The sequence below is a fragment of the Pseudomonas sivasensis genome (genome assembly GCF_013778505.1).
Lineage (GTDB): Bacteria > Pseudomonadota > Gammaproteobacteria > Pseudomonadales > Pseudomonadaceae > Aquipseudomonas > Aquipseudomonas sivasensis.
Window position 1 is genome coordinate 44,205 of sequence record NZ_JAAOWU010000006.1, and the last position, 13,285, is coordinate 57,489.

Sequence of the window (13,285 nt, forward strand, 5' to 3'; positions counted from 1 at the left end):
ACTCCTGTCAGCCGAGTTTCTTGGTTATATCCTGCAGCAACGCTTCGATTTCCTTACGCCGTCCAGCGTCAGCGGTTTCGCGGCCTGGCCTTGGGGCGGCCAGCAGTGCTTTTTGCAGTGCCGCGTGGGCGTCGGTATAGCGCTTTTGACGGTAGAGGTGATCACCCCAGAAGTACAGACTATCGATGCCGTTCGGGTTCAGTTGCAAGGCTTGCTTGAGTAACACCTCTGCTTTGTCCGAGTCGCCGAACCCAATGGGCCAGCCCGGCACGCGATCGTACAACGCAGCGAGACTGGTATAAGCCGAGCCTTGCAAGGCTTTGGGGTCCAGGGCGATGGCTTTTTCAAGATCGGCCTTTGCCAGCTTGACCTTGCTCAGGGCACCGAGCCCACCCTGGGCGCCGGCCCAACTGCTGGTGACAATGCCGGACCATATCCATGCCTCGGCGACTGACTGGCGCTCTTGAGTAAAGGCGTCGGCCTGCGTGGCGAGCTGTTCAAACGCAGCAGTACGCTGGTCTGCGGGCAGTTCGTATTGGATATGTGCCCAACTTTGCTGAATATTAGCGAGGCGCTGCTGGTCAGCAGCATCAAGGGCCCAGACGTTATGGCTCATAGCGCCGAGCAACAGGCCACAGAGAATTTTTTTCATGGTTTAGGGTGCTCACTGTCGTTTTTTTCACTGAGGCGACGGACCAGAGGTAACTGTTTGCGCAAGCCTCGGTCCACCAAGTTGGGCAGCAGGCTGTTGAGGCGCACAAAAAATCGCTCTTGCCATCCGAGGTACAAGTCGCGGTGGTCGCCGGCAATTGCGCGGATCACTGCGGATGCGACGGTTTCCGGGTCGTCGACATTGGATTTGAGGGCATCATTCAACGCCTGCGCAGCCGGACTATTCATGGGGGTGCGGGTGGCCCGGGGCGCGACGTATAAAACGCCAACACGGGTGTCTGCCAGTTCTCGGCGCAAGGCTTCGGAAAATCCGCGCAACGCAAACTTGCTCGCGCAATAGCTGGCATATCCGGGATAGCCGATAGAGCCGTACGTGGAGCCAACGTTGACGACCATCGCGCTTGGGGCTTGCTTGAGCAGCGGCAGCAGGATTTTGGTCAGGCAGATCGGTGCGCTGATGTTTACCGCCAGCATTGCATTGATGTCGCTGTCCGCCAGTTGCTCAAGCATGGCGAAGTGGTTGATCCCGGCAGCGTTTATCAGCAAGTTGACCCCGCCCATGGCCTCGGCCGCCGCCAGCACCTTACGACGATCTGCCAGAAACGTGAGGTCGGCCCCCACCCACAACACCTGGTTCGGATACTGATCAAGCAACGGCACCAATGACTCTCGGTTCCTCGATACCACCAACACAGAGGCGCCGCTGGCGCACAGGGCATGAGCGATCGCCAGACCGATACCGCCGCTGGCGCCGGTCAATACCGCACGGGCCTCAGACAGGCGCATGCAAACGCTCCCCGTCACGCGGCAAGCCACGAAACATGTCGGTGTAGAGGGTGTAGACGACCTTGGAGGCGTGTATGACCGCAGCCTGATCGCTCGGGTCGTCCAGTGTGTCCATCAATCGGCGATAAGTTTGCATATGTTCAATATCGAGCGAGCCATGGGAACTGAGGTAGCTGAACGCCGTTTCCGGTAACTCAAGGCGTTCGCGAATAGCGCCTGCAGCATGGGTCGCCAAGGCGATGCTGGTACCTTCAAGCACGTTGACCATACCGAACAGGCCTACTGGGTTATCCCGGGCGATGAGGTCATAGAGGAAGCTGATCATCAGCTCAATGGGCAAGGACGGACGCCCGTCACGCACTGCATCCTTGTCGCCGCCGCAGGCATGGATGTCGTTGAGTACCCATTGTTCATGGCCGTATTCGTCTTCGATGTATTCGCAGACCGCTTTGCGCAGCCACTCCAGGCGCGACGGGAGGCGTGCACCACAGGCCATCATCAACGGCACGGTGTGGCGTACGTGGTAGTAAGCCTGAGTCAGAAAGGCCCGATAGCTTTCCAGGCTGACCCTTCCCTCAAGGGCATCACGAATGACCGGAAGGTTGAACAATTCGGCCCGTTCTTTTTGCGTGGCCAGTTGCAGCGTGTCAAAAAAACTCATGATTCAGATTCCTCGGTGCGTAGGGGAGCAGTCAGTTGTGTCTGGTAAAGCTCGACAATGGCGTCACGGCGGGGTCTGCCGTTGGCGGTCAGCAGGCCATTGGCGGGCGTGAATGGGTGGGGCAGGCGGGTCCAGTGATGGACTTGGGCGTAATAGGGCAACGCCTCGTTGGCCTCGGCAACTGCCGCCGCCAACGCCTCATCGGTGCAATCGGGTCGATGAGGCCACAACAATGCATGGTTGCTTGGCATGGCTTCGCCATACACGAATGCTTGGGCGATGTGGCGGCGCTGTGTCAGTTCGGCCTCAACCCATTCAGGGTTCACGTTGCGCCCGAAACTGGTCACGAATTGATGTTTCTTGCGCCCCTTCAGGTAGAGGAAACCTTCATCGTCAAATTCGCCGATGTCGCCACTGGACCACCATTCATGGGCGTGAGGCGGCTCGCCCAGATAACCCAGCAAAGTAGCGCCCTTAATCAGTACTTCGCCGTCCTCGGCCAGACGCACCTCAACGTGCGGCAGCGGTTTTCCGACACTGCCTGCGCGGCGCGCCCCTGGGCTATTGAGGCACACCACCGATGCGCATTCCGACAGCCCGTAACCTTCGTAAACCGGCATGCCAACGCGTTGCGCACGGTCCAGAAGTTCGTGTGAAACGCGCGCGCCGCCCACGGCTGCAAAATGCAGCGTCTTTGGATTGAAGGCGTTCTGTTCGGCAGCAGTCACCAGCAGTAACAGCAGCTGTGGCACGAGAATCAGGCTGTCGGGGGCGCGAGAGGCCAGGCAGCCGAGCAGTCGCGGTACATCAACGCCGCTGGCGCCCTGAATACCCAAGGTTGCCTGACTGGGCAGGCTAAGGGTTGCGCCCGCATACAGCGCGGCATAACAGCCGATGTTTTCCAACAGGATCGCAAGGGGCAGAACAGCAAGGTGGTGCTGCGGATCGTTGGGCCGGCTCGCCTCATACAACTCACGCGCGACGCACACAATGCTCTCGGCGCTGAGGCACACGCCTTTGGGGGTGCCGGTAGTGCCCGACGTAAACGTCAGTTTCGCGGTGCCCTCAGGCATCAGCGATGGGCCGTGAACAGTCTTACGCCAGAATTCGCCGGTTTTCTCGAAACCCGCTGTTTGCAGTTCAGACTCCAACTCGACTTCTGCGATTAACAGTTCTGCTTGGCTTTGGTCCAGGCAATGCTTGCGCTGGGAGGGCGTGAAGAACGGTGGCAGCGTTAGGCACGTCAGCCCTTCGAACAGCGCGGCCAGATCCCATATCAGCGCCTCGACGCCGTTATCCAAAGCCAGCGCGACCACCTTGACGTTCTCGTCACGCAGGCGTTCCTGGCGATACACGACCTCGGCATACAACGTGGCGTAGTCCAGCTTCAGCTCATCGCCCCATAAAGAAATGGTGTTTGTGTTGCGCTCAGCATGGCTGCGCAGGGTTTTCTTGAAATGCTCGACTTCAGGCGACATGAGTGGCCTCCAGGAGTGACGTGGGCAAGCCCAGGCGATTGAATAACCCGATGTTGCGTAAATGGATAAAGCCCGCGCGGACATTGCCGACATGCACCCAGGGCTTGCTCTCGTAATAACTGCCCCAGCTGTGGCGGTCATCGCCGAGCCGCGCCGGGTCGGCGGCGCACAGCGTCACGGGTTTTAAACCGAGGCGATGGAAGCTGTTGACCAACCCGATATTCCCCGTGAACGCCACCCACTCAAGCCCCCCCAGGGCCAGCATGTAAGTGAGGGTGATGATGCTCAGACGCGCGCTGCCGTTGTCACTGGCAGCCAGGTTGCCCACCTCGACGATGCAGGCGCGGTCAACCGGCCGCCCGGCAGCCGCGGCGATCAGTGGATCAATCGAATCGTCTAGATAGCGTTCGAGAAAGAGGGGGTCTTCGCTGGCCAGGCGTACGCCAGCGACTGCGCACAATTCTCCGGCCGCATCGCTCATGCCAAACAGTTGCGGCATGAAATGACGAATGTCAGCACCGTGTGCCTGACGAAAGCGTTGCTGCACAAAGGTTTCGAAGTGAGGCCTTGCCGCATCGCTGGGCAGGGCCCGAGCCATACTCAGCGGTGGAGAGCCGGCTTGGCCGAAGTGGAGTGGTAATGCGATGTGCCAGTCGAAATCGGCCATTGGACAACGTCTCCCCGGTAGGTTTGGGAAGAGTATCGAGGGCATTTCTTAACGAAGTCTGAATGTGGCAAAAGCCGATGCAAACGCACCTTCAGATTACCTTAAGGCTTGATGGGCACTGTGCTGGCATTCGATTAGGTGACACGTCGGATCGTGGCCGGGCGAATGACTTGCCCGCGTTAATTATTCAAGAGGCGCATCATGACCCCAGACTCAACTGACCATCGTTACGGAAAACTGTCGATCACCTTGCACTGGTTGATGCTGGGGCTGTTTGTCGGCGTGTATGCCTGTATCGAAATCAAAGGGCTTTTGCCACGGGGTAATCCGTGGAAAGCGATGTTCCTCGGGTTGCATGGGGTCTTCGGATTGAGCATTTTTGCTCTGGTCTGGATACGCCTGCTGGGTCGCCTGACACCTCGGCCACCGATAACGCCACACTTACCGGCGTGGCAGACTGGGATATCGCACCTGATGCATCTGGCCCTGTATGGCCTGATGATCGCTACGCCCGTGCTTGCATGGTTAATGTTGTCTGCAGCAGGTAAACCGATGCCTTACTTCGGGTTCTTTTTACCCGCGCTGGTCCAGCCCGATCCAGACTTGGCCAGGCAGTTCAAACATTGGCATGAGCTGCTCGGTAGCAGCGGCTATTGGCTGATCGGTTTGCATGCGGCTGCGGGGCTGTTTCATCACTACTGGGTGCGGGACAACACCCTGACGCGGATGCTACCGAAACGTTAGTGGTCTGGGGCTTGAGCGCTTATCGACTTAACGGTTGCCGCACTACTCAATAAAGGGGTGAGTCAGTCTTTAATTTCCGTCGTGGGCGCTGAGGTCCGTTTCAGGGATTGGCTTGCACAGCGGCATGAACCAGTGCGTTCGTCTTGCCAAAGAGCGCGTTGCCATTCTGTGATGGGTTCACTTGACGATAGTTGCCATAAACGATGCGCACGCCCTTAAGTAGGGTGATCGCTGATACAGCAATTACGCGGCGGTGCTCACCATTGTCGGCGAGTATTTCACTTCCCAGAATGAAATAGATGGCTTCGTCGTCCGCCTTTAGAACCTGGGTGCCCATCATCCTGAAGTCCGCTCCGGTTACTAAGCTATTGAGTCGAATCTGGGCGTCAGCATTCGTGCGCGAGAAGAGGGCTGGATCTTTAGACATTGCACTTCCAAGTGTGCGGACAAACTCCTTACGGCTCACGCCGTCCATGGGCCGCAGTTGACCATCACGGTCCAGGATGACGCCCAACACCACCCAGTCGGAAGAGCTCACTAACTCGGACGGTGCGTTTTTTCTCCACTCTGCCACCTCTTCGCACCTCAAAAACAACGCCAAAATGCGGCTCGACGGCCCAGTGGCCTTGGCTGTCAGTTCAACGAACTTTTGCTCTCCGCGCGTTTCGCCAATCTTGCAGTAGCCTTGAGGCGAAGGCAGCTCAATCGATCTGCCGCCCACTGTGTATTGCTCAGAGTGGGCATCAGTCGCTGCAGTGAGCGCGATTGCGATGCTCGCGAATCGCACGAATAAAAGAAGGCGAACGTTTAGGCGAATGGTCACTTGTTTCTATCCCTGATTGTGGCCTCCGATGAATGTAGCAGAGCGTGACAAGAAGAAATCATTCTCGCAAGTCACGCACATTCCCGTTATTGAGGCTCTGCTAGAAGCGCCACTCTTCGGCCCGAACCAGCCGGCAGAACGGCCCATCTAGGGTTGCATTGTGATGAGCAACGATGTCCTTAGCGCTCATCACTGGCGTGTCTGAACAGGTATGACCTTCGGCAACGAGTACCGCATCGAAGCCAAGATCACGAGCAGCACGGCAAGTGCTGTCGACGCAGTATTGAGTTTTCATGCCGGTGATGACCACACCGGTAACTCCACGAGACCGCAAATTGTCCGCCAGCTCAGTCATTTCAAAGGCGTTGGGCCGCCGCTTTTCGAATACCACCTCTGTACCCACCAGGTTGAGTTCCTGCGCAAGCATCGTCAACGGACTGTCGGGGCCGATGGGCGATCCAGCGGGCCCGACGTGGCGCGCGAGAAAAATCGGAGCGCCAGCGCTGCGGGCTTTGTCCATTAGGCTATTCACTGTTTCCAATAACGCTTCGCAGCGCCATGGTTTTTCCGGGCCGTGAACAAGCCCGACTTGGATATCGAGTATCAATAGGGCGTACATGGGTGCATCTCCTTGCGTTTGAACCAGCGACACAAGGGCATAAAAAAAGGTCCTGTCCATCGCTGGCGGGCCTTTGAAGTTCGTAGTCTATTGGCTCACGACACCTCGCACGCTCCGCATACAGCGGTCGTGGTGGTGGTAGTCGAGGTGAGGCAATAGTGAGTCATGGATCGACACTAACAATCTCGCGGCGAGCTGACAAGCCAGGATCCCAGGCTGAGTGCGTTTGGCCAACTAGACACTGCAAGTCTGCGGCCATCTGATGCCTGACGTGCCATGGTCGTTACCCACAGGCCGACAACCACGTGCAGGAAGCACGGTTCAGTTCAAGGCGGAAATTGGCGCTAAGGAGGAGGGCAGTCATCTGCCATTAAAGGAACGCGAAATTGCAGCAACTGCTCTGATTTGCATACGTCCCTGTGCGCGGCCCTGTCGGTCGGCCCCTGGAGATTCAGGGTTCACTTCCTGTCTACCAAGGAAGGCGTTCTCCGTTATAGGCAAAGAAATTACCGCTGTCAGCAGGCCCTAAGCGGTCAATCAGAGATAACAGCTCATGTGCAGCAATGTTTGCCGGCCTGGCTTCAGAGGCACCTCGAAAGGGGTGTGACAGGCCTGAAATAACCGTGCCGGGATGAAGACTTAACAAGCGCGTCTGAGGCCGGGTTCGTGCCAGCTCGATGGCGGCCGTTTTAATCATCATGTTCAGTGCCGCCTTGGAAGCGCGATAGGCGTACCAGCCGCCCAAACGGTTATCACCGATGCTACCCACCTTGGCAGAGAGCATCGCCATCGCGCCTCGTGGGTCAAGCAAGGGCAAAAAGTGACGCAAAACCAGCGCAGGCCCGATGGTGTTGACTTGGAATATCGCCTGGAGCGTATCCGCTTCAATAGCGGAGTAGCTCTTTTCAGGTTTGATTTCGTCGCGATGGAGCAAACCGGCAGCATGCAAAATTAATTGGTAGGGGGCTTCTTGAGCTAATTCGGAGGCCGCGCTGGCAATACTGTCGGCCTCTTCCAGATCGAGGCATGGAACACTGTTGCGCCCCAGCTCACGCACATACGCGCAACTTGGATCCTGATTGAGCAACTCACAAAAAGCCGAGCCGATCGCTCCACTGGCACCTATCACGAGGGCACGATAGCCCTCACCAAGCGAGTTCATCTTGAAGGGACTGTTCATCTAGGCGCTCCTGCGGTCTGGTTCTATTTGTTGGTGTTAACCCATTCGTCCAATCAGCTGCAGAAACTCCTGACGCGACGCGGACGACTCGCGAAAGGCTCCCAGCATCACCGAAGATGTCATCACCGAGTTTTGCTTCTCCACGCCTCGCATCATCATGCACATGTGCTTAGCCTCAATGACCACTGCCACGCCGGCCGCATCGGTGATGTGCTGAATGGCGTCAGCAATTTGTTTTGTGAGGTTTTCCTGGATCTGTAAGCGGCGGGCGAACATATCGACCACTCGGGCCACCTTCGACAGGCCCAATACCCTTCCAGTAGGGATGTATGCCACATGAGCCTTACCGATGAAGGGCAGCATGTGATGCTCACACAATGAATACAGTTCGATGTCGCGCACGATGACCATTTCATCGTTTTGCGATTCGAATAATGCGCCATTGATCACTTCTTCCAGGCTCATTGTGTAGCCATTGCACAGGTACTGCATTGCTTTGGCTGCGCGCTTGGGGGTGTCCAGCAGTCCTTCACGCTCAGGGTTCTCGCCTACGCCGACGAGAATTTCACGGTAGTGTTCGGCTAATGATGGGCTCATCTTGATTCCTCGCAGCCATGCTGCGGTTTAAGTGTCGGCAATCCATGGCGGTAGGAACGTATCTGCTGCGCACGATCTGACGCAGATGGCACGGGGTTCGTCAGATCAGCCATGCCCCACCTTCTTCGTCGGGACCATGACAACGCAAAGCGTTCTAGGTCTGCTTTTTTTTCAAAATGGCCTGCTTGTCTGATGCGGGTTTTGACGCCGGCACCGCGCACTGCTGATCGACACAGCGGCGGCCACCCTCTGGATGAGGTAACCACGCCAAATGGGGGCGTAAACGGCAGAAAAGGCGATAACCGAATTCAAACAGCGGGCGCAATGCACGCCACGTCAGTGGCGTGGCCCAAAAACCTAAGCCAGCCGCTCGCCAACTCCACAGAGTGGCATCCAGGCCGGTAACCCAGCGGCCATCAGCGAAACGAGCGTGCAGCGAGGACTGCATGTGCTCGAACGTCAACCCGAGTGCCTCGGCATCGAATGCACCGCTGCTGATGTCCACAAAAAGCAGTCGATCCGTTACGGCGCGTCCTCGCAGGAACTTGATTTCTCGCGCACACAGAGGGCATTCACCGTCAAAATACAGCGTCAACGGCCACTTCATTTTCTTGTACATCGTAATAGACCTTGTATAGGTTTATACAAGATAGGCTGAAAGAAACGGACTGACAATGGGCACTATGCTGTAGCTGCGTGATGGGCACGCCCAGTGTTGTGAAGGGATCGTCCGCCCCTTCGGCATCAAGCTTCCAGAGGGCGGGCCACAGCTAAGTGTCGTTGCGGAGAAGGGAGGAGGGGGCAGGCGTAAATTGTTTCATGTAGCTTGAGTACAAGAGGGCCTGTGACGGCCCTTTTCTGGTCAACGTTTGCTGCGCCGGCAGCGCTCCGAGCAATAACGGACTTCGTCCCAGCAGCGCGCCCATTTCTTCCTCCAAGTGAAGGGAAGACCACAGATCACGCAGGTTTTTACGGGAAGCTCACTCTTTTTCACGGATATTACTACCGGCTGGTGCGATCAATAGATCTCGTGGATAACCCGCCGAGATCGTGGCCCTGGTGCGAGTAATGCTCCCTATGGCCGTGAGACTTCCGTTTCTCATCAATCCTTGCTCGGTACTCCCGGCACATCCATGTTGATCTTGCGCCAAAAGGCTTCAGAGAAGCTGTACACCGAGAAGGCAATCAGCCCCAAGGCCATCACCATCAAAATCAACCAACCAGCAGGTAGATTTTGGAGCGCATCCAGCGATTCCTTCATACCAGGTGGATCCATGGCTTGATAAGTGGAACCACTGATGGCCAGTAACAACGCAATTTCTAAAAACACGACTCCGCGGGCGATTAGTCCGAATCGTGATACCGGGCGGACGTATCGCATGACGTCTTCATCGGCCTCAAAATATCTCTCGAATGACGCTTTCCATCCCTTGATGATGTGAGCAATACCAACCCCAAGCGGAACGAGTGCGATCAGGTATACCAACACATTCGAGTGATCCCATGACAAGAGATGCGCTAACCAGTCTTTGGTTTGCCCTCCAGAATCGCCCGAGCTTTTAATACCGCTAATGAGTAGGCCCAACGCAAAAAACGCTAGAGCGCCGTTGAACATACCTCCCGCGAACAGACCAGCGCGAATCACCAACCCTTTGAATTTCTTGCCATGATGATCGACATCGCGTGTAGCTTGCAGGATGCGCCACGCCGCAAATGCGAGGAGGCCAGCCACCACAAGGCCAACTAGAAAATAGCCAAAGGGTTGGCTTAGCAGTGCTTCCAGGCTTTTGTGGCTGTCCTTCGGTTTCGTCGAATCTTGTGCTGCCAGCAGTGCGAAGATACCGATGATCAAATAAAGCAATCCCCGAGCGGCGTAGCCTCCCCGAGCGAGTATTACCAGGCTATGTTGCGCGGACATTCGATGTATTCCTGAGGTCTGATACAAGAGCAGACCCCTATCGCTGGGTGGGGTTCTATTACCAAGTCGAAGGGTGAAGTGATTTAAAAAACCCCAACGCCGGCCGCTGTCGAGATTGCCTCGCCCACGCGGGTCTTTTGGGCCTACAGTTTTGAGTGTCACTCACTGTAAGGAATACATACGTCCGGCACTTGCTGTTGACTTCGGGCAATGTGCATCCCTCAACGAAAGCTGAGGCAAGGGATGGGAAGGGTGCTTCGACCGGTTTTCCTTAACGCCATTGGCGGCGGCGTCCATCGGCCAGGCTACCTTGTTGCGCATGTCCGGGATTCTTCGAAATCGCATGGCCGTTGCCCCATTGATACAAGAGCCCAAGCGTCAGCTGCAGAATGAAAAAACCGAGCACTTACGGCGCTTTGATCAACTGTTGGCCGACAGCCCTGACTTTCTGGTTACTCGTGCGTATGCCCAGTTCAGAGCGCCGAATACTCTGGTGAGTTTAGAAGGCGCCCGAGGTGTGTGGTTTCGACGTAGCAAGCCCCAGAAGCTTTGCTCAAGATTCTAGCTACGTGCCAACCAGGCAAAATATCGTTGGCAGTACCAGACGCTGACAAATGGACGGCTGGAAGCGGTGACAGCCTGCAGCTTGGCGATCGCATCGGCATTTTTTGGAAATTGACTGATGCCTGATGGACGCCATTCAACAATTGGGAAAGGGACAGTAGACGTTGAGGGGTATATGGCTGATGAGCATCTCTACGTAACATCCTGTTTAACATAATATACATTATGCGTAACCATATATTTCTGGATGCCAGCCGTAGGCCTGCAGAATTCACACACCACCCCAGCACTTTCCGCCTAGCTGATGGCAACCCCCTTAAGCGTCATCTTTACTCGTTCCAACGGATGTCAGTGCCTTGGAGGTTTTGCATGAAGTCGATTGCAGTCATGGTGTTCATACTCACGATGCTCGGTGGCTGCGACGTCAGCTTCAACAACAACACCACGCCTAATGTCACTGCAACCGATCCTGGCACGCCGCAACAGCAACAGAATGTTTTCGATACAGCTGTGGGATTTTTGGGGTTACTTGATGCGGGCACAGCCGAAATGACTTGGCCCGCAGTCAGTCCCGTGCTGCAAGCCAAAACCTCTAAGTTGATGTGGGCCAGTAGCCTCAAAGGCCTGCGACTGGGGCTGGGTTCATTCCAGAAGCGAGAACCTATTGCGATTGGTTTTATCGATCAGCTACCTGACGCGCCTGCCGGAAATTATGCGGTGATCGAGTTTGCCTCGATATTTTCCACGACCTCTGTTCAAGAGAAAGTGATAATGCGCGACGACGACAAGCACTGGGGAATCGTCGGGTATTTCGTCCATAAGAGCATTGTTTTCGGTGAAGGTACTAAGAAATCCCCCTAGCCCGGCCCTGTCCCAATTATTCGATAATGATATAACTCAACTAAATATCTATTTAGTTGAGTTATATATGAATCATTCCAACGCTACCCCTGTTAGAGCTGAAAACGGTCCACAGATTGCGACAGTTTGCCTGCTAGATTGGCAAGTTCATCCGTAGTTGAGGCAGTTTGCCCGATCACGCGGCTGTTGTTTTCCGACATGCCAGCGATCATCTCCACCTGATGGGAGATTTCATTGCTGGCCAGGCTTTGTTCCCCGATGGTGCGCGAAATGTCGTTCACCAACTCCGTGGTGTTCAACGTGGCCTGCAGAATCTCGCGGATTGCCCGTTCTACTTCTGCGGTCACCGCCATGCCTTTATCCACTTGGGTGACGCCCTCCTCCATGCTGGTCACCGCTTCCCGAGTATTTTGCTGGATGCGTCCGACCATGCTGGCAATTTCCTGGGTCGAAGCGCTGGTGCGACCCGCCAGGCTGCGCACTTCATCGGCGACCACCGCAAATCCCCTGCCTTGTTCTCCCGCGCGGGCAGCCTCAATCGCAGCGTTGAGGGCCAATAAGTTGGTCTGGTCGGCGATGCCTTTGATGACTTGGATAATGCTGAAAATCGCCTCGGACTCCTTGTCCAGCGTGCGGATCACCTGAGCCGATTGCTGGGCTGAACGGGCAATACCGTCCATGTCCTTGACCACTTGGTGAATGACGCGACCGCCGTCCTTGGCCAAGGCTTCAGCCTGATTGGCCATGTCCAGGGCGCGGCCGGCGTGCCGGGTGATTTCTTCGATGCTCGCCGTCATTTCACTCGCAGCAGCGGCCATGGTGCTGGCGGCAGCGCTTTGCTGCTGGCTGCTGCCTGCGACTTCATGGCAGCCGTGGCTCAGTTGCTCGCTCATGCCATTGACGCCATGAGCGTTGCTGCGCACCACTTCGATCATGCCGCGCAAGTCGCGCTGCATGGTGGCAAGGCTGAGAATCAGCGCGCCTGCTTCATCATTGCGCTTAGGTTCGACAATCGGCTCGCTCAAGTTGCCCCTGGCGATACTCGCCGCAATGCGGCTGGCGGTCTGCAGCGGCCCCATGATGCTCAGGATGACCCAGCGGCCCTGAGCCAACAGCAGCAATACGCTGGCAATCAACACCGTGCCCAGGGTGAAGTTCGCATTACTGATTGCGTGCTGAGTGCTAGCGCTGGTCTGCTGGGTATTGGTTTCGATCAGCTCACTCAGCGCCGCCATTTGGTCTTCCAGACGGCTGAACGCAGTGTTGAAACTCTCCAGTTCTGCGCGAGCGGCTTCGGGATTTTCCAACGCCCGCGCGACGATACGTTCGCCGGCGCTTATATAGGTATCGAGGCTGGGTTTGATTTTTTCCAGACTGGCTTTAAGGCTGTCATCCAGGGGCAACTTGAGGTTGTCCCCCAGCACCTCCCGGAAGTGCTCTGAATGTTCCTTGATCGAACTCGTCACCTCGGCCTTGGTACTGGCGCTTTTCCCCAAGCCCACCAACATGGCCGACAACACGTCGGCGCGCAGGGCGTCGTGCATCATGTCGGCTTCCATGTGGTTGCGCAGTACCGTCATGGCGACCTCGTTGGCCTGCACAGCCTCGCCCATCCGCGTGTTGCCCAGGTAACTGGCCAGGCTCATGACCAGGGCGGTAAGCAACCCGGTCGCTATCAACAGCATCAAGCGTAGTTTGATCGTCATGCGGGTATC

Annotated in this window: 15 protein-coding genes and 1 pseudogene; 2 read left to right on the forward strand and 14 right to left on the reverse strand. The window is 56.4% G+C overall.

Features of this window, described 5'->3' with window-relative positions:
* Window positions 1-7 precede the first annotated feature (7 nt).
* The 5 genes from G9Q84_RS12700 to G9Q84_RS12720 are packed head-to-tail and all read right to left on the reverse strand — an operon-like array spanning window position 8 to window position 4,264.
* The gene (locus G9Q84_RS12700) at window positions 8-652 is read right to left on the reverse strand and encodes a tetratricopeptide repeat protein (RefSeq protein WP_095184773.1); all 645 of its coding nucleotides are present in this window, start codon (window positions 650-652) and stop codon (window positions 8-10) included.
* Window positions 649-1,458, reverse strand: a complete 810-nt coding sequence (locus G9Q84_RS12705; RefSeq protein WP_032887333.1) for an SDR family oxidoreductase — start codon at window positions 1,456-1,458, stop codon at window positions 649-651. The genes G9Q84_RS12700 and G9Q84_RS12705 overlap by 4 nt, the downstream gene beginning before the upstream one ends.
* Window positions 1,445-2,119 (reverse strand): iron-containing redox enzyme family protein, encoded by a 675-nt coding sequence (locus G9Q84_RS12710; RefSeq protein ID WP_032887331.1) that lies wholly within the window; start codon window positions 2,117-2,119, stop codon window positions 1,445-1,447. Before G9Q84_RS12710 ends, G9Q84_RS12705 begins: the two co-directional genes overlap by 14 nt.
* Window positions 2,116-3,597, reverse strand: coding sequence for an AMP-binding protein (locus G9Q84_RS12715; RefSeq protein WP_181643444.1), 1,482 nt, complete (start codon window positions 3,595-3,597; stop codon window positions 2,116-2,118). Before G9Q84_RS12715 ends, G9Q84_RS12710 begins: the two co-directional genes overlap by 4 nt.
* Complete coding sequence (locus tag G9Q84_RS12720) at window positions 3,587-4,264, reverse strand: thermostable hemolysin (RefSeq protein WP_181643445.1); 678 nt, start codon at window positions 4,262-4,264, stop codon at window positions 3,587-3,589. The genes G9Q84_RS12715 and G9Q84_RS12720 overlap by 11 nt, the downstream gene beginning before the upstream one ends.
* Before the next feature lie 201 nt (window positions 4,265-4,465).
* Between G9Q84_RS12720 and G9Q84_RS12725 the strand changes: the two genes are divergently transcribed.
* A complete protein-coding gene (locus G9Q84_RS12725) occupies window positions 4,466-5,008 on the forward strand; it encodes a cytochrome b (RefSeq protein WP_032887324.1) in 543 nt (180 codons plus the stop codon).
* A gap of 100 nt (window positions 5,009-5,108) precedes the next feature.
* Here G9Q84_RS12725 and G9Q84_RS12730 read toward each other — a convergent pair whose 3' ends face one another.
* The 7 genes from G9Q84_RS12730 to G9Q84_RS12760 form a co-directional block, all read right to left on the reverse strand.
* The gene (locus tag G9Q84_RS12730; protein WP_181643446.1) at window positions 5,109-5,831 is read right to left on the reverse strand and encodes a hypothetical protein; all 723 of its coding nucleotides are present in this window, start codon (window positions 5,829-5,831) and stop codon (window positions 5,109-5,111) included.
* A gap of 100 nt (window positions 5,832-5,931) precedes the next feature.
* Window positions 5,932-6,450, reverse strand: a complete 519-nt coding sequence (locus tag G9Q84_RS12735; RefSeq protein WP_122681001.1) for a cysteine hydrolase family protein — start codon at window positions 6,448-6,450, stop codon at window positions 5,932-5,934.
* A 469-nt stretch (window positions 6,451-6,919) separates the two neighbouring features.
* Entirely contained in the window at window positions 6,920-7,630 is a 711-nt protein-coding gene (locus G9Q84_RS12740) for an SDR family NAD(P)-dependent oxidoreductase (protein WP_095184766.1), read from the reverse strand.
* 36 nt (window positions 7,631-7,666) lie between these two features.
* On the reverse strand, window positions 7,667-8,227 hold the full coding sequence (gene folE, locus G9Q84_RS12745) for a GTP cyclohydrolase I FolE (protein ID WP_032887313.1): 561 nt from the start codon (window positions 8,225-8,227) through the stop codon (window positions 7,667-7,669).
* Window positions 8,228-8,381: 154 nt separating this feature from the next.
* Window positions 8,382-8,846: a thiol-disulfide oxidoreductase DCC family protein gene (locus G9Q84_RS12750; protein WP_122757319.1), complete on the reverse strand. Its 465-nt coding sequence runs from the start codon at window positions 8,844-8,846 to the stop codon at window positions 8,382-8,384.
* A gap of 243 nt (window positions 8,847-9,089) precedes the next feature.
* A complete protein-coding gene (locus tag G9Q84_RS12755) occupies window positions 9,090-9,221 on the reverse strand; it encodes a DUF2256 domain-containing protein (protein WP_081797726.1) in 132 nt (43 codons plus the stop codon).
* 108 nt (window positions 9,222-9,329) lie between these two features.
* On the reverse strand, window positions 9,330-10,145 hold the full coding sequence (locus tag G9Q84_RS12760) for a DUF1206 domain-containing protein (RefSeq protein WP_032887308.1): 816 nt from the start codon (window positions 10,143-10,145) through the stop codon (window positions 9,330-9,332).
* A gap of 933 nt (window positions 10,146-11,078) precedes the next feature.
* Between G9Q84_RS12760 and G9Q84_RS12765 the strand changes: the two genes are divergently transcribed.
* A complete protein-coding gene (locus G9Q84_RS12765) occupies window positions 11,079-11,570 on the forward strand; it encodes a DUF4019 domain-containing protein (protein ID WP_181643447.1) in 492 nt (163 codons plus the stop codon).
* 92 nt (window positions 11,571-11,662) lie between these two features.
* Here the strand turns inward: G9Q84_RS12765 and G9Q84_RS29825 are convergent, their stop codons facing one another.
* Entirely contained in the window at window positions 11,663-12,526 is an 864-nt protein-coding gene (locus G9Q84_RS29825; protein WP_407692698.1) for a methyl-accepting chemotaxis protein, read from the reverse strand.
* A pseudogene (locus G9Q84_RS29830) lies at window positions 12,521-13,276 on the reverse strand (MCP four helix bundle domain-containing protein); the annotation flags it as partial. The gene G9Q84_RS29825 and the pseudogene G9Q84_RS29830, both read right to left, overlap by 6 nt.
* Between the last annotated feature and the right edge of the window lie 9 nt (window positions 13,277-13,285).